Annotated in this window: 17 protein-coding genes; 6 read left to right on the top strand and 11 right to left on the bottom strand. The window is 64.9% G+C overall.

Going from position 1 to position 15,951, the window contains the following annotated elements; genetic code table 11:
• Positions 1 to 750: a nitroreductase family protein gene (locus tag G513_RS0114250; protein WP_022977528.1), complete on the bottom strand. Its 750-nt coding sequence runs from the start codon at positions 748 to 750 to the stop codon at positions 1 to 3.
• Positions 751 to 921: 171 nt separating this feature from the next.
• On the opposite strand from G513_RS0114250, the gene G513_RS0114255 reads away from it, so the two are divergent.
• Positions 922 to 1,476: a DUF3228 family protein gene (locus tag G513_RS0114255; RefSeq protein WP_022977529.1), complete on the top strand. Its 555-nt coding sequence runs from the start codon at positions 922 to 924 to the stop codon at positions 1,474 to 1,476.
• Here the strand turns inward: G513_RS0114255 and G513_RS0114260 are convergent.
• The 8 genes from G513_RS0114260 to G513_RS0114290 form a co-directional block, all read right to left on the bottom strand.
• Positions 1,431 to 2,402: a hypothetical protein gene (locus G513_RS0114260; protein WP_156891686.1), complete on the bottom strand. Its 972-nt coding sequence runs from the start codon at positions 2,400 to 2,402 to the stop codon at positions 1,431 to 1,433. The genes G513_RS0114255 and G513_RS0114260 overlap by 46 nt on opposite strands.
• A gap of 65 nt (positions 2,403 to 2,467) precedes the next feature.
• Positions 2,468 to 3,067, bottom strand: coding sequence for a restriction endonuclease (locus G513_RS23160; protein ID WP_022977531.1), 600 nt, complete (start codon positions 3,065 to 3,067; stop codon positions 2,468 to 2,470).
• 15 nt (positions 3,068 to 3,082) lie between these two features.
• Positions 3,083 to 3,430 (bottom strand): hypothetical protein, encoded by a 348-nt coding sequence (locus G513_RS25830; protein WP_156891688.1) that lies wholly within the window; start codon positions 3,428 to 3,430, stop codon positions 3,083 to 3,085.
• A gap of 162 nt (positions 3,431 to 3,592) precedes the next feature.
• Positions 3,593 to 4,717: a nucleoside hydrolase gene (locus G513_RS0114270; protein WP_022977532.1), complete on the bottom strand. Its 1,125-nt coding sequence runs from the start codon at positions 4,715 to 4,717 to the stop codon at positions 3,593 to 3,595.
• Positions 4,718 to 4,800: 83 nt separating this feature from the next.
• Positions 4,801 to 5,883 carry a DUF5924 family protein gene (locus G513_RS0114275; protein ID WP_022977533.1) on the bottom strand — a complete coding sequence of 361 codons (1,083 nt, stop codon included), beginning with the start codon at positions 5,881 to 5,883 and terminating at the stop codon, positions 4,801 to 4,803.
• A gap of 4 nt (positions 5,884 to 5,887) precedes the next feature.
• Positions 5,888 to 6,583: a VIT1/CCC1 transporter family protein gene (locus G513_RS0114280; RefSeq protein WP_022977534.1), complete on the bottom strand. Its 696-nt coding sequence runs from the start codon at positions 6,581 to 6,583 to the stop codon at positions 5,888 to 5,890.
• 64 nt (positions 6,584 to 6,647) lie between these two features.
• Positions 6,648 to 7,202: a DUF1003 domain-containing protein gene (locus tag G513_RS23165; RefSeq protein ID WP_033417841.1), complete on the bottom strand. Its 555-nt coding sequence runs from the start codon at positions 7,200 to 7,202 to the stop codon at positions 6,648 to 6,650.
• 55 nt (positions 7,203 to 7,257) lie between these two features.
• Positions 7,258 to 7,641: a GFA family protein gene (locus G513_RS0114290; RefSeq protein WP_022977535.1), complete on the bottom strand. Its 384-nt coding sequence runs from the start codon at positions 7,639 to 7,641 to the stop codon at positions 7,258 to 7,260.
• Positions 7,642 to 7,821: 180 nt separating this feature from the next.
• On the opposite strand from G513_RS0114290, the gene dbpA reads away from it, so the two are divergent.
• Positions 7,822 to 9,204, top strand: coding sequence for an ATP-dependent RNA helicase DbpA (gene dbpA / locus G513_RS0114295; RefSeq protein ID WP_022977536.1), 1,383 nt, complete (start codon positions 7,822 to 7,824; stop codon positions 9,202 to 9,204).
• A 3-nt stretch (positions 9,205 to 9,207) separates the two neighbouring features.
• Here the strand turns inward: dbpA and G513_RS23170 are convergent, their stop codons facing one another.
• Together G513_RS23170 and G513_RS0114305 are read right to left on the bottom strand one after the other, a co-directional pair.
• Positions 9,208 to 11,139, bottom strand: a complete 1,932-nt coding sequence (locus G513_RS23170) for an amidase (protein ID WP_022977537.1) — start codon at positions 11,137 to 11,139, stop codon at positions 9,208 to 9,210.
• A gap of 53 nt (positions 11,140 to 11,192) precedes the next feature.
• Entirely contained in the window at positions 11,193 to 11,954 is a 762-nt protein-coding gene (locus G513_RS0114305) for a pseudouridine synthase (protein WP_022977538.1), read from the bottom strand.
• A 188-nt stretch (positions 11,955 to 12,142) separates the two neighbouring features.
• Here G513_RS0114305 and G513_RS0114310 point away from each other — a divergent pair, with 188 nt between their 5' ends.
• The 4 genes from G513_RS0114310 (at position 12,143) to G513_RS0114325 (ending at position 15,916) form a co-directional block, all read left to right on the top strand.
• Positions 12,143 to 12,568, top strand: a complete 426-nt coding sequence (locus tag G513_RS0114310) for a YciI family protein (protein WP_022977539.1) — start codon at positions 12,143 to 12,145, stop codon at positions 12,566 to 12,568.
• Between the two features lie 34 nt (positions 12,569 to 12,602).
• Entirely contained in the window at positions 12,603 to 13,025 is a 423-nt protein-coding gene (locus tag G513_RS0114315; RefSeq protein WP_022977540.1) for a VOC family protein, read from the top strand.
• Positions 13,026 to 13,175: 150 nt separating this feature from the next.
• Positions 13,176 to 14,624 (top strand): DHA2 family efflux MFS transporter permease subunit, encoded by a 1,449-nt coding sequence (locus G513_RS0114320; RefSeq protein WP_022977541.1) that lies wholly within the window; start codon positions 13,176 to 13,178, stop codon positions 14,622 to 14,624.
• A complete protein-coding gene (locus G513_RS0114325; RefSeq protein ID WP_022977542.1) occupies positions 14,624 to 15,916 on the top strand; it encodes an RNA polymerase sigma factor in 1,293 nt (430 codons plus the stop codon). The genes G513_RS0114320 and G513_RS0114325 overlap by 1 nt, the downstream gene beginning before the upstream one ends.
• The last annotated feature ends 35 nt before the right edge of the window (positions 15,917 to 15,951 follow it).

Raw genomic sequence — 15,951 nt, forward strand, 5'->3', positions numbered from 1 at the left:
TCAGACCTCGTGCACGAACAGGCTGCGCTCGAAGCGGAGCTGCGGCCAGAACACGCCATCTTCGGCGCGCTCGCCAGCGCCGATCACCATGATCGGGAAGGCCTGGTCGTCGTCGAGGCCGAGCAGCTTGGCCACGCGCACCTCGTCATAGCCTTCCATCATGCAGCTGTCGTAGCCATGCGCCCGCAGCGCCAGCACCAGGTTTTCGCAGGCCAGCGCCGTGCTCTTGGCGGCCCAGAGCCGCACTTCGGCGCGGGTGCAGGGGCCACGCGGCACCGGTGCCACCAAGCCGCCGGCCGCGAACGCCGCTTTCTTGACCAGCGCGAAGCTGTTCAGCGGGCCGGGTGCGTAGTTGTAGGGAATCAGCTGGTAGTAGCGCTTCACCAGCGGCGGCACGTCGGGCATCGGCCAGTCGCGCAGCATCTGCTTGGAGAACGCGCCGACCCGATCCATGCGCGCCACGCAGACGATCAGCTCGGCCGCAGTCTTCGCGGCGAGCTGGCTCATGCAGGCCTTCACCAGCTTTCGCTTCTTGTCCGCCGACTTCACGACATAGAAATCCCAGGGCTGCAGGCCGGACGAGCAGGGCGCGAGCATGGCCATGTCCAGGCAATCATCGAGCACCGCTTTCGGAATCGCCTTGTCAGTGAACTTGCGCACCGAGCGCCGGCTGGTCACCACCTGCCGGAAGGCTTCGACGTCGATGCCCACCGGTGCCGGCTCGTGATAGCGCGGCTTGCCGTCAACCATCACCGTGTCAGGCGGTGCTTTCCTGACAGCGCGCGGACGGACAGCTTGGGCGGCGGCGGCGGGTACGCGTGTGCGGGGCATGGTGGCTCGGGGCAGATGGATAGCGGGAGCACACTCTAGCTCGCCGGCAATGCGCTACGGTGAGCTGCCCTGCCGCCACCCTGTCGCACCATGTCGATCGTCCTGACGCCGTTTGCCCGCCCGCGCCTGTTCCCGAAGAAGCCGCGCCCGAACACCATCCAGGACATCAGCGCCGCCGAGTTCGAGCAGCACCTGAACCGCCACGAGCCGGACCGGGTGCTCGACGGCTATGCACCGTTCTGCAAGCTGCACGTGCATCGCAACTGGACGAGCACGCGCTGCCTGACGGTGCCGATCAGCGACAGCAATCGCCACCTGCTGAAGAGCGCCTACGAGGCCCGCAACCAGGACGAGCTGCCGGTGCTCACCCGCTGGCTCGAAGGGGTGCAAGCACCGATCGCCAACTGGCTGGTGGTGATCCTCTACAGCCGCGAACAACTGGCTCGCGAGGGTTCGCCGATCGCCGCCGACTGGGGCATTGTCGGCTGCCTGTACACCGAGCAGCCGGAAGACATCCCGATGGCACCGATCACGATGATGCGCAATTCGCTTGGCGTTGCTGAAGGTGGATCGGGTGTGGCGCTGGATCGCATCTCTTATCAGCGCAGCGTTGCGTTCTGGGAAGCGAATGCCAACTGGCGTTGATGAATCCTCGAATGATCTCGAGTCTCTAGGAATACGACGAGATTTTTCTCATGTCCTTCAACGTTCGAGTTAACCGGCCTTACGGTGCCTGCCGTAGCGGGTCCGGTTGAACGAGTGGTTAGGCCCCATGCGCTACTGAGGTCCAGTAGGGTTGGAAGCTTGTACAGGCCAGCCTGCGCTGCGGTGAGGAGAACTATGGCCACGGTCAGCCAGAGCATTCTGCGCTGGATCTTGACGTTCTCGGTGTGCTTTCGCTCCTGCTCTTCGTAGATCTCTATAGCCTTCAGCGCCTCGCCAGTCAGTTCGTACTTATGGTCTCTCAATCGAAGTTCGCCGGTATCGACCAGCGAGTCCAGGTAGAAGCGGAGGCGCTTGTGCTGTGGGTCCTTGTCAGGATGGAAGACCCACTTGATTGAGTACAGACCCGTCATCAGATCGGTCGGGCTCGAGATTGGGCTTCCGTCCATCTGCCGCTGGACCATGAAGCGGAGGAGATCGATTCGCTGCTTGGTGATCAACTTCTTCTTGTTGAAGAAGTACTGGTCGACTGCCTCAACCGCACGAACGAGGTGAATCTTTGCGTATGGAAGCAGGAAGGTGCGGCCGAGCGCAAAGTCGACTAGTCCCTTGTACTGGACTTCACCGAAGCCGTAGAAGTGCGTGATGGATATGTCGTTCGCAGAAATATCCGCTAGAGCCACTTCGACTGGCTTTTCGAATTGGGCTCCTGTCCACTCGTGACACTCGAGCATGCCACCAGTTAGTGTGTGAACGATGAGATAGGGATCGCTAGCCTTGTCGACATAAATAGTGAAACAGTTCACCTTGGCGCCTGCAGCACCGGATCTCGGTACGAGTTGGGGGCACGGGCAGCGCAGAGTTCTGGGAAGGAACCAGTTAGCTAGGCGGAGTTGGAGGGTGTTCATGGGGCCTAACGTTCGAACTAACCGGCTTACGGCGCTTGCCGTAGCGGGTCCGGTTGAGCGAGGGGTTAGGCCTCTTCGGCAGCGACAAGGGCTTTCCTCAGCAGGCTTCCCCAGTTCCCAAAGACGTATCCGTCAGAGCGCCCAAAAAACTCCTGGCCCCGGCTGCGATAACCTGGAATAGTGAGTGCTCGGCTGACCTCGCCGGCGTCAATTCGCCGCTCGGCGGAGAAACCCGTCTCAAGATGCATCATCCACTCCACTTGGTCCGATGGAAGTAGTCGGACAACTCCGATGCCTTGAGAACGAGCGTAGGAGGATGCGCCGGTCTGAAGTACTCCAGTTATCGCCATTAGCCCCTTGACGTTCTTTCCAGCAATCTGATCGAGTTTGGCCTTGAATTCCTCGACGTCATTAACTGGGATCGCACCTGAGTAGTCCTTGCATTCGCAAACCCAGAGTAAGGACCACTCTTTTGCTCCAGGAATCGTTACCTCAATCGAGATGTCTACGATGACATCGGAGTTCCTGTCCCGGGAGAAGTAACCCTTCTTCTGATAAAGCGCGCACTGACGCGGGAGTAGGCCGAGTCGCTCTGCATTGACTTCGGTGCGCAGTGCGGCGAAGACTCGATCTTCGAAGCGGTTGCCACGTGACACTGTGTTCATAAGAGGCCTAACGCCTTAGCTCAGCGGCGGGCGAAGCCCGTCCGCTGGAGCGCGTGGTTGGGCATGAACGGAGCCGACGTAGGCGCATATTTCTTGGTGGGTGCTCTCTGGTACGGAATGCCACTCGGTACCTGGCGACAATGTAAGAAAGCAGCCTTGTTGTTTTGCCGCAGTATGAATCTGTTGAAACCAACGCGCATGAGACCACTCACGAGGCACTGGTGCGCTTAGCGTGCCGCTGCTCTCATGCCAGGAAACCTCCATGGCCTCGCGATAGATATAAGGAAAGCGTTGTTGCGATGGCCGGACGTAGAGCCGACCTTCGTTGTCGATGCCAACCTCTCTGATGACGTCTTCGCTCATCGGTATTTCATGCCCAACGCCAATTAGCTACAAAAATGTCGGATAACCCGGCCTGAATGATTTTAGGCGTCACCTTGTCGCCTAATCCGATGTTGCGAATTACGGTGACAGCTTACCCATTCTCCCAGGGTCGTTAAGGTTCCGTGGCGATTCGCTACTCGCTTATCGCTTCGGCCTGCTCAGCAGGTCGATGGTCATCTGCTCGAACTTCGGCAGGTCGATATCGAGCACCGCCTGCACCGGGCGCTCGCCGAGGCCGGGGCCGCTGCCGACGGCCCAGCTAAGTGTGTTGCCGTAGCTGGCGCTGAAGCTGGTGTCGACGTCTTCGAGCACGGTGCTGCTCCTGGTGACGATCAAGGGATCGAGCCAGACCGCGGCGGCGAGTTCGTCCCACATCGGGAATGACTGGCCGAACTTGACGAGGTAATCGTCGAAAGGCGCCTTGCCTTTCGCGATCTGCTTGAAGAATTCCGGCTTGAAGAAGGTCTTCGTGGTCGGGTCGACCGGTACCTGGAGGATTTTCGGCCACGGCTGGTGCAGCACGATCGATGCGGCTTCCGGATCCCAGCGCATGTTGAATTCGCGCCGGGGCGCGTTGATGTACTCGGCGGCGAAGGCGTTGTCGGCGGCGATCGGGTTGAAGCTGCCGCCCATGAACACCAGTTCCCTGGCGAGCGATGCGAACTGCGGATCAAGCGCGGCCGCAACGGCGAGGTTGCTCAGCGGCCCGCCGGCCCAGACCGTGACCTGGCCGGGGAATTCGTGAACCTTGCGCACCAGGAAGTTCGCCGCGCTTTCCTTCTGCACCTTGAGCTTCGGCGTGCCGGCCGGCGATGGCGGAACGAAGTAGGGATCGGCGTGATACGGCGAGCGCTGCAGCGCGCCCTGATCGGGCCAGACTTCGGTCCACGCGCCCTTGTAGTAGAGCGGGCCGTAAAGCTGCTCCCAGAGCTTGTTGCGCGCCTGCGTGTTGACCAGCGGAAAGACCGCGCCGGCGTAGACGGGGATCTCGGTGCGGCCGGCGATTTCGAGCAGGCGCAGCACATGGCCCACTTCCTCGTCGCGCCAGCCATCGCCACTGGTGACGGTGATGCCGAGCACCTCTACACCCGGCGCCTGCATCAGCATCAGGATCGCCTGCAGGTTCGAGGACGCCGGGCCGAAGGCGTCCTGGTCGATGATGATCTTGCGCTTCGCCTCGGCAGCCGCTGCGCTGAAGGCGAGCGTGAGGCTCAGCGCGAGCGCGAGGAAGGCGCGCAGCTTGGATAAGCTAATTAGAGTTTTCATGGTTTCGGGTGATGGCGGGGCGGCGATGAAAAAGCCGCAGCAAGGAACCCGCCAGACTCGAGATGCCCGGAAGCTGTCTGGGCTCAGCGGACCTCGAAGCTCCGCCGCGCGATCAGCTGACCCTGCGGTGTGCGCAGATCGACTCGCCACTTGCCCTGTGGCGCCAGGCCGAAGTGCTGCTTGCGGCTGTAGGTGCGGAAACCGGCTTCGCGGCCGCCGTCGATCTGGGCCGGGATGCGGTCGACGACCAGGCCGTTGTGCACCCACTCGAACACCACCGCCTGCGACAAACCTTGCGGCGCGCGCACCGCGACGAAGGCGCTCAGGGAAGCGTCGGCGCTGACCAGGGTCGCGGCATCCACCGAAGTGATTGCCGGGCCGGGCTCGTGGCCGTCCATCGCGGTGGTGATGCGGGCATCGCGTACCCACAGGCCGGCGGGCGGAATCGCCGCGCGGCCGAACCAGGCTAGCGCCAGCACCGTGGCCAGCGCCAAGGGCATCGCGAAGCGACGCAGCCGCTGGCGCCAGCGCAGCGGATCGGTGCTCGCGGCACGAAGGTCAAGCGCCGGCACGACGGTGCGCGGCAGGCTGGCGAGCAGGATCACGGCCGTGGTCGCGAAGGCGATCGGCAGCGCCTGCTCCACCGGCAGATGCACGGCGATCGGCAGGATGCTCAACGCAGCGACGAAGCTGCAGGCAGCATGGAAAGCCAGCGACAGGCTGGCGTTCGGCGCGATCCGATGCCAGTACAGCGGGTCCAGGGTCGCAGCCAATGCCAGGCCGCCGGCGAGGGCGACGAAGGCCATCTGCTCGGGCACCCAGTTCATAGCGATGAACAGGAACGGCAGCGAGAAATAGAGCAGTTCCTGCTGCACCTGCTGGGTCAGGAAACGCGCTGTTGCCGGCGGCAGCCTGCCGCGCGAATGGCGGCTCAGCCAGCCGCCGATCAGGTCTTCGAGCAGCAACCAAGGCCAGCCGATCAGCGCGATGAACGCCATCATCCGCGCCATGCTTTCGCCACGTTGCACCAGCACGAAACTGCCGATGCCGAAGGCCAGACTCAAAGTCGGCAGCAAGGCCGGATAGCGGGCCAGAAAACTGAGGCCACGTTCCAGCAGCGGGTTGCGCGGCAGGCTGGTCGACAGGTCTGGTGGACTGGCGTTCATGGCCCTAGACGGCGGCGCCGAACAGGTTGCCGACACCGGCGCTGAGCGCCATCGCCAGCGCGCCCCAGAACGCGACCCGCAGCGCGCCCTTGACCCTCGAAGCGCCGCCGGCCCAGGCGGCGGCGGCGCCAAGCACCAGCAGGCTGGCCATCGCCGCGACCGAGGTGGCGACGACCACGCTTTCACGCGGCGCGATCAGCACCGTCAGCACCGGCACGATGGCGCCGAGCGTGAACGCCAGCGCCGAGGCCAGCGCCGCCTGTACTGGACGGGCGCGCAAGGTATCGGTGATGCCGAGTTCGTCCCGCGCGTGGGCCTGCAGCGCGTCGTGCGACGTCAGCTGCTCGGCGACCTGACGGGCCAGCGCGGCGTCGAGGCCGCGGCTCATGTAGATCGCGCTGAGTTCCTCCAACTCGTGATCGGGCTCTTGGTGCAGCTCGTCGCGCTCGCGGGCCAGATCGGCATTTTCGGTATCGGCCTGCGATTGCACCGACACGTATTCGCCAGCCGCCATCGACATCGCCCCGGCGACGAGCCCGGCAACGCTGGTCAGCAGCAGGCTGTGCTGGCTGGTGCCGGACGCTGCGACCCCGACCACCAGACTGGCGACCGAGATGGTGCCGTCGTTGGCGCCGAGCACGGCCGCGCGCAGCCAGCTGATGCGGTCGGAGCGATGCAGTTCGGAATGGCTGCGGGACATGGGCGGTGATCGGGGCGGGGCAACGGGAAGGCGACGCAAGGTATCAGGCTGTCTGGCCTGTCGCTCAGGCTTTCGCTTCCAGCAGCCGGGTCAGCAGTGCGATCTGTTCGCGCTGCATCTCGACCAGTTCCAGCCATTGCTGCTCGCGCAGGTTGTCGACCTTCTGATGCAGGCCGAGGATTTCCAGCTCCGATTTCAGATTCACCTCGTAGTCGTGCTCGGCCGCCTTGCGATCCTTCGCCGACTGGCGGTTCTGCGACATCATGATCACCGGCGCCTGCAGGGCGGCGAGCATCGACAGGATCAGGTTCAGGAACACGAACGGGTAGGGATCGAACGGCCCCACCTTGCTGCGGGTCAGCAGCACCGCGTTCAGCACCACCCAGACCACCAGCAGGCCGAGGAAGCTCAGGATGAAGGTCCAGGAGCCGCCGAACGCGGCGATGCGATCGGCAACGCGCTCGCCGAAGCCCATCGACTCGTCGAATTCCTGCCCGGCATCGCGGCTGATGTGCAGCCGCCTGGCGACCCGCTCGATGACTCGTTTCTCGCTGCGGCTGACCTCATGGCCCTGGACGGCGAGGCGAGCGGTCAGCTCATCGATGGTCTTGCGGTTCACGGTGACTCACTCCTGCGGGCGGGATGCCGGTACAGCCTAGTCCAGCAACAGTCGCTCAGAACGAACGGCCGTCGACGAACTTGCGTTCCAGGGTCGTCAGCTCGATGCCTTCCAGGCAGCGGACGTTGATCGCCGCCGTCGCCACGCCGTCGCGGCCGGTGCCGAGGCCGAACGGCGCGCAGCCGCACTGCGGGCAGAACTGATGGCGGATCGCGTGGCGGTTGAAGGTGTAGGTGCTGATGGCCGCCTCGTCTGTCGTGATCCGCAGCGCAGTGCGTGGCACGAACGACAGCAGGTAGCCTTTCCGGCTGCAGTGCGAGCAGTTGCATTCCATCACCGAGTCGAAACTGCCATCGACTTCAAAGGCGATTTTCCCGCAATGGCAGCTGCCCTTGTGGGTCGTGGTTGCACTGCTGCTGGTGGTTTCGCCCTGTGCCATGTCTGCGCTCCTTGATGAGGGTTCGTGCCAGCAGAGCCTAGCCGAGAGCAGCTGTTTCAGTCTTTGCCCGAGGCACGCTCGACGCTGCTCGGCATCGTCGGCCGGCACGCGTCGCCCGCTGGCCTCACAATTCGCGGCTTGCCGACGCGGAATGCGTCAGCCGACTGCCCCAGGTGCCCCGTGGAAACTTCGCCGTTCTCGTCCTTGCCGCTGAATCCGCTGCTGCTGCAGGCGCTCGATTCCCTCGAATACAAGGCGATGACGCCGATCCAGGCGATGAGCCTGCCGCCGATGCTGGAAGGCCGTGACGTGATCGGCCAGGCGCGCACCGGCAGCGGCAAGACCGCGGCTTATGGCCTGGGCCTGCTGTCGAAGATCGACGCCACCCTGATGAAGACCCAGGCGCTGGTGCTCTGCCCGACGCGTGAACTGGCCGATCAGATCGCCAAGGAAATCCGCCGGCTCGCGCGCTGCATGCCGAACGTGAAACTGACCGTGCTCGGCGGCGGCATTTCCAAGCGGCCGCAGGTCGCTTCGCTGGAGCACGATCCGCACATCGTCGTCGGCATGGCCGGCCGCGTGCAGGAGCTGCTCGACGAAGGCAATCTCAAGCTCGATAGCCTGCGGGTGCTGGTGCTCGACGAAGCCGACCGCATGCTCGATTCCGACTTCGAACAGGCCAGCCGCGCGATCGTCGATCTGGCCCCCAAGACGCGCCAGACGCTGTTCTTCTCGGCCACCTTCCCGGACACCGTGCGCGCGATCAGCCGCCGCCTGCAGCTGAATCCGGTGGAGATCACCGTCGACAACGAGATCGTCACCGCGCAGGTCGAGCAGACCTTCTACGAGGTCGATCCGATGAAGCGTCTCGATGCGCTGGCGCATTTGCTCAGCACCCAGCGGCCGGAATCGGCACTGGTCTTCGCGCACACCAAGAACGACGCCCAGGACATCGAAGTGCAGCTGGCCAAGCGCGGCTTCTCGGTGCTGTCCCTGCATGGCGATATTGACCAGCGTGATCGCGACGAAGTGCTGGTGCGCTTCACCAATGGCTCGGCGCGGGTGCTGATCGCCACCGACGTCGCCGCCAGAGGCCTCGACATCAAGGATCTGGCGCTGGTGATCAGCTACGAGCTGCCGCTGGAGCCAGACCAGCACGTGCATCGCGTGGGCCGCACCGGCCGTGCCGGCAAGAGCGGTCTGGCGCTGCACCTGTATGCGCCGCGCGAGCGCAGCCGCGTTGCCGCGATCGAAGCCAAGCTCGGCTTCAAGGCGGCGATCGGCAAGCTGCCGATGTCGGCACTGTCACCGGATCGTCCGGTGCCGCCGGTATTCGTCACCATCTGCGTCGACGCCGGCCGGCGCGACAAGCTGCGGCCGGGCGATCTGCTCGGTGCGCTCACCGGCGCTGCCGGGCTCGCCAAGGAAGCAGTCGGCAAGATCAACACCTTCGATACCCGCACCTATGTCGCGATCGACCGCCGCTTTGCCAAGGGCGCGATCGACGGCCTGCGCGCCGGCAAGATCAAGGGCAAGAACTTCCGGGTCAGGCCGATCGATTGAGCGCTACTTCTTCACCGGCCCGAAACCCGCTGGCGCCTGGCGATGTCGGGTTGCCGCCTCGTAGGCGCCGGCGATCCTGAACAGCGTCGCTTCGTCGAAAGGCTTGCCGAGAAAATCGACGTTCACCGGCAGCTTCGCGGCGATCGGGCCGATCATCTTCGTGCCGCCTTCAGCGTTCTTGTCCGGCACGCGGTCGTAGACCTCGGTGGTGAAGCCGGCCGGTACTGACAGCGCCGGAAAGCCGTTGGCGCCGAGCAAGGTCCAGGCCAGCGCCGAGCGGCCGTTCTTGTTCGGTTCTGTGGGCATGCCGAGCTTGGGCGAGGGGATATTGCTGGTCGGATAGACCACCGCGTCGAGGTTCTGCTCGGCCATGCACTGGATGCCGATCTGCTGCAGGGCGAAGCGCTGTTCCAGGCGGCCGGAGATATCCAGGGTCTTGTCCTTGAACTTCTCTTCCAGGCTTTTCTTCTTGTCCGAGAAGCCGGTGCCGGCGCGCACGTCGGTATAGAAGCGGGACTTGTTAATCAGGTCTTCGGTATTCCTGATGTTGGCGTCGCCACGCGCCTTCAGATACTGGTCGAGCACGAAGCGGCCTTCACCGATGGTCTTGTCAGCGCCCAGATCGCGGATGGTCAGCGGGCTGTCGGCGGGAAACAGCTTGGGGTCGGCCGCCATCGCCACCAGTTGCGGAATGTGATCGCTGTCGGCCGGGAACAGCTTCGGGTTCTGCTGGATCAGGGCGCGCGAATAAGCCGACGGCGCGTACTTGGCCACGCATTGCTGGAACAGTGCGCCGCTGGCGCCGGGATCGACGATCGTCGCGCCGAGCTTCTGCAGATCCGCTACCGCGCGCTCGACGAGGTCGATGCTCTGCTCGTCGGCCTTGGTGAACAGCGCCTTGTTCATGAATTCGCGCAGCACGCCGATGCGCAGGCCCTTCAGGCTTTTCTCATGCGTGTAGCTCGCATAAGGCTGCGGCGGCTTGCGGCCGATGCCGAAGGCGGTGAGTTCGTCCTTGGGGTCGTAGCCGGAAATCACATCGAGCACGGTCGCCGTGTCTTCGACCGTGCGGCATAGCGGGCCGACTCGATCGTTCATGGTGCTGGCCTTGATCATGCCGGCGCGGCTGACCAGTTCCTGCGTCGCGGCGATGCCGACGACGTTGTTGTTCTTCGCCGGGTTGCGTGCCGAAGGGCCGGATTCCTCGGCGATCGAACAGACGGCGAGGCTCGCCGCCACCGATGAACCGGAGCCGCCGCTGGAGCGTCCGGGACTGCGCTCGGTGTCATAGGGATTGCAGAGCACGCCGCCAAAACTGCTGCGATCGCCGCTGGCGTACTCGCCCATGTTGGCCTTGCCGATGATGATGGCGCCGGCCGCGCGCAGGCGCTTGACGAACTCAGCGTCCAGCGGTGGCCGATCGTTGGCGTAAGGGGCATCGGCACCCGAGGTGGTGCGCAGATCGGCGGTGTCGTACTGGTCCTTCACCGAGATCGGAATGCCGTGCAGCGGGCCGACCAGCTTGCCGGTCGCGGCGAACTGCCGGTCGAGTTCGGCCGCGGCTTCGAGCGCATCCGGCAGCGCCGGATCGGCGTCGGCCTTGTCGGTCATGCTGCGCGCCTTGTGCGGGTTGAAGCCCCATTTCTTCAGTGCTGCCGGGCGCAGGTTGAGCGTGGCATAGGCGTTGATCTGGCCGGCGTTGGGAATCGTCTCGATCTTGCCGAGCACGCCGTCCGGCTGCTTCACGCAGACGCCGTCGTAAGCCTTGATGCGCTTCAGATGCAGATTCACCACGTCGGTGGCGGTGATCTGCCTGGCCAGGATCGCTTTCTGAATGTCGGCGATGGTCGCTTCCTCGACGGCGAAGCTCGCTGCGGCCAGCGTCGGCAGGCTGGACAGCGCGGAGAGGGCGAAGGCGAGACGGAACAGGCGCATGGCGTCGTCTTGAAGAGCGGGATGCCCTTAAGACGAGCCGGGTGTGGCGGCCCCTACCCGGCGATCACGTGTAGCGTCGCAACCTCGTCTGCGGTCAGATGCCGCCAGGCACCCTTGGCGAGATCACCGAGTGCCAGGCTGCCGATCGACACCCGCAGCAGTCGCAGCACGTCGTAACCGAGCACTTCGAGCAGCCGGCGGATATGCCGGTTGCGGCCTTCGTCGAGGACGATTTCCAGCCAGCAATTGCGCTCGCCCGCGCGCAGCAGGCTGGCGCTGACCGCTGACAGGCGCTCGCCACCATCGACGACGCCAGCCACCATCGCCGCTAGTGCCGCGGCATCCGGCAGACCGTTGATCTGCACGTGATAGGTCTTGACCAGCGCGCCGGCAGGTTCGGTGATGCCGGCCGCCCAGACCGTGTCGTTCGATAGCAGCAGCAGCCCTTCGCTGGCCTTGTCGAGCCGGCCGACCGGGCCGAGCCAGGGCAGGCCGGCGTCGGCGATCAGGCTGTAGACGGTGTCGCGGCCACGTTCATCGGCCGCGCTGACAACAATGCCGCGCGGCTTGTTGACGGCGATGTAGAGCTTGGCGGCGGCCTGCACGTCGACGCCGTCGAGCGCGATCCGTTCACGCTGGGCATCGCTCGGCCGTTCGGGATTGCGCTCGATGCGGCCGTCGACGCTGACCCGTCCGGCCTTGATCGCGATCTCCGCCTGGCTGCGCGAGCAGACGCCGAGTTTCGACAGCACGCGGGCCAGGCCGTGGCGCGGTGGCTGCTGTGCGGACTTCGTGGTCGGGCGCGATGACTTCATGGCGCGAAGCCTAACAAGCACTGCTCGGGGGCTCATGAAGGGCGATAAAAATCTGATGCCGATCAGCGTCTTGTGAAATTTCCCGAAAAATCTTCGCGCGGGCTGTCGATTTCGCTGCGCCTGCTTCGTCGTTGTCTTGAAAGCCCAGAACAATCCGGGCTCACGACAGACACGAACAGGAGATTCCAATGCGCTTCATGGTGATCATCAAAGCCGATGCGAACTCGGAAGCCGGCGTGATGCCGGACGAGAAACTGCTGACCGAGATGGGCAAGTTCAACGAGGAGCTGGTCAAGGCCGGCGTGATGCTCGCCGGTGAAGGCCTGCATCCCAGCTCGAAGGGCGCGCGGGTTCGCTTTTCAGGCAGCAAACGCACAGTCATCGATGGCCCATTTTCGGAGACCAAGGAACTGATCGCCGGCTTCTGGCTGTGGGAGCTGCGCTCGATGCAGGAAGCAATCGAATGGCTGAAGCGCTGCCCCTGCCCAATGATCGGCGAGTCGGAAGTCGAGATTCGCCAGGTCTTCGAGGCCTCGGATTTCGGTGAAGCCTTCACCCCGGAACTGCAGGAACAGGAAGCCAAGCTGCGCGCGCAGATCGAAGCGCAGCACTGATTCAAACCTACCCAAACATCAACGGAGCAAGACCATGCGTATCAATCCCTACCTGAGCTTCAAGGGCCAGTGCCGCGAAGCCTTCGAGTTCTATGCGAAAACCTTCCGCGGCGAGATCGCGATGATCATGAGCCAGGGCGAATCGCCGATAGCCGCCGAGTTGCCGGCCGCCAGCCGCGACCTGATCATGCATGCCCAGCTGCACGTCGGCGATCAGGTGCTGATGGGCGCCGATGCCCCCGAGAACGCAGAGGGTTGCGGCCCTTCGCAGGGCAATGGCTGTGTGACCATCACCGTCGACAGCGTCGATGAAGCCGAACGCCTGTTCGCGGCCTTGAGTGCCGGCGGCACGGTGTTCATGCCGATCGCCGAAACTTTCTGGGCACAGCGCTTCGGCATGGCCAGCGATCGTTTCGGCACGCCGTGGATGATCAACTGCCTGAAGCCGATGTCCTGAGTTTTACCGTCATGCCCGCGAAGGCGGGCATCCAGTTTCGCCTTCCGCGCACCGCTGGCAAAGAAGAACTGGATTCCCGCCTGCGCGGGAATGACTATGGTCTAGAAGTGGATAAAAAATGCCGCAGAACCCTCGGAAGACACTGAGCTCATGACTGCTCCACTCGAAGGAGCCCGCCGCTGGCGGGCCTTGTACATGCTCTGCCTCGGCGTGTTGATGATTGTGCTCGACACGACCATCGTCACCGTCGCGCTGCCATCGATGAAAGCCGATCTCGGCTTCAGCGAGACTTCGCTGGTCTGGGTCGTCAACGCCTACATGCTGAGCTTCGGCGGTTTCCTGCTGCTCGGCGGGCGGCTTGGCGATCTCTACGGCCACCGGCGGCTGTTCCTGTCCGGCCTGGTGCTGTTCACCGCGGCCTCGCTGGCCTGCGGACTGGCCGGTTCTCAGCTGATGCTGGTCGCGGCCAGAGCGGTGCAGGGGCTTGGCGGCGCGGTGGTCACGGCGGTGGCGCTGTCGCTGATCATGAATCTGTTCACCGAAGACGGTGAACGCGCGAAGGCGATGGGCATCTACGGCTTCGTCTGCGCCGCTGGCGGCAGCATCGGCGCGCTGCTTGGCGGCGTGCTGACCACGGGCCTGAGCTGGCACTGGGTGTTTCTGGTCAACCTGCCGATCGGCGTTTTCGTCTACATCGGCTGCGGGCGTCTGCTGCCGCATGCGGCGGACGATGTCGGTGCCGGCCAGCAGCTCGACTGGGCCGGTGCGGTCACCATCACCGGCTCGCTGATGCTCGCGGTCTACGCGGTGGTCGGCGGCAATGAAGCCGGCTGGCGTTCGATGCAGACGCTGTCCCTGCTTGGCATCGCCGCGCTGCTGTTCATCGCTTTCCTGATCATCGAATCGCGGGTTCGCCAGCCGCTGATGCCGCTGTCGCTGTTCCGCCATCGCAACATCGCGGTGGCCAATGTCGTGGCCGTGCTGTGGTCGGCGGCGATGTTCGCCTGGTTCGTGATTTCGGCGCTGTATCTGCAACTGGTGCTGGACTACAAGGCGCTCGATGTCGGCCTCGCCTTCGTGCCGGCGGATCTGATCATGGCGGCGTTCTCGCTGGGGCTTTCGGCGCGCATCGTCGTCCGCTATGGCTTGCGCAGCCCGATGTGGGTCGGCCTGCTGCTGGCGGCAGTCGGGCTGGCGCTGTTCGCCCGGGCACCGCTGGAGGGCCGTTTCCTGGTCGACGTGCTGCCGGGCATGTTGCTGCTCGGCCTCGGTGCCGGCCTGGCCTTCAATCCCCTGCTGCTGGCGGCGATGAACGATGTGCCGCCGTCCGATGCGGGCCTCGCTTCGGGCGTGGTCAACACCGCGTTCATGATGGGCGGTGCGCTCGGTCTAGCGGTGCTGGCCAGCCTCGCCGATGGCGAGACGCGGCAGGCGATCACTTCTGGCGTCGAACAGATCGCCGCCCTGGCTGCCGGCCATCGGCTGGCCTTCGTCTGGGGCACCGGTTTCGCGCTGCTGGCAGCGCTGATCGGCGGCGTGCTGCTGCGGCCGAAGATGGCGCCGTCGCCGGAAGGCGCGGCGACCGGCCTTGTGCACTGATGTCGGCCCCGGTTCACGCCTCGGCCAAGGCTGCGGTCGCCGAGCGCATCGCGGCGATCTGGCGCATCGAATCAGGCCGGCTGATCGGTGCGCTGGTCAGGTTGGTGCGTGATGTCGGGCTCGCCGAAGATCTCGCTCAGGACGCGCTGCTCGCCGCGCTCGAACAATGGCCGGAAGGCGGCGTGCCGGACAATCCCGGAGCCTGGCTGATGACCACCGCCAAGCATCGGGCGATCGATCGCCTGCGCCGCGACATCCTCCATCGCGAGCGGGCCGGCTCGCTGGCCGCCGAGATCGAAACCCAGCTGCGCGACGCCCAGGAGCAGCCGGATGCCGATGCCGCGCCGAGTGCAACGGTCGGCGACGATCTGCTGCGGCTGATCTTCATCGCCTGCCATCCGGTGCTGTCGCCGGAAGCGCGGGTGGCGCTGACCCTGCGCATGCTCGGCGGCCTGAGTACGGACGAGATCGCCCGCGCGTTCCTGGTGCCGGAGCCGACCATCGCCCAGCGCATCGTCCGCGCCAAGCGCACGCTCGGCGAACGGCAGATCGCCTTCGAGCTGCCCGATGCCGAAGCGCTGGCCGCAAGGCTGGATTCGGTGCTCGGCGTCATCTACCTGATCTTCAACGAAGGCTATGCAGCCACCGCCGGGGTCGACTGGCTGCGCCCGGCTTTGTGCGAGGAAGCGCTGCGCCTGGGCCGCATCCTGGCCGGACTCGCGCCGCGTATTGCCGAGGTGCACGGCCTGCTGGCGCTGATGGAAATCCAGGCCTCGCGGCTGCGTGCCCGCACCAGCCCGGAAGGCGAGCCGATCCTGCTGCCGGATCAGGACCGTGCCCGCTGGGATCGGCTGCTGATCGGCCGCGGCCTGGCGGCGCTGGCCACTGCCGAGAAGCTGGCCGAGCATCGCGGCAGCTACACCCTACAAGCCGGCATCGCCGCCTGCCACGCCCGCGCCGCCACGGCCGCCGCCACCGACTGGCCGCGCATCGTCAGGCTCTATGACGAGTTGCTGGACCTGATGCCGTCGCCGGTGGTGGCACTGAATCGGGCGGTGGCGGTCGGCATGGCCGAAGGGCCGGCGGCCGGATTGGCCGAGGTCGATGAGCTGGTCGCCCTGGCCAGCCTCGCGGCCTATCCCTGGCTGCCGAGCGTACGCGGCGATCTGCTCGCCAAGCTCGGCCGGCATCGCGAAGCCGAAGCCGAATTCCTGCGCGCGGCGAGCCTGACCCAGAACGAACGCGAACAACGTTTCCTGCGCAAGCGGGCTGCCGAGAGCGCCGCGTCATGACGGCGCCGCGCTACCGCCGTAGCATTCGCAATCCT

The organism is Nevskia ramosa DSM 11499 (assembly GCF_000420645.1).
GTDB classification, from domain to species: domain Bacteria; phylum Pseudomonadota; class Gammaproteobacteria; order Nevskiales; family Nevskiaceae; genus Nevskia; species Nevskia ramosa.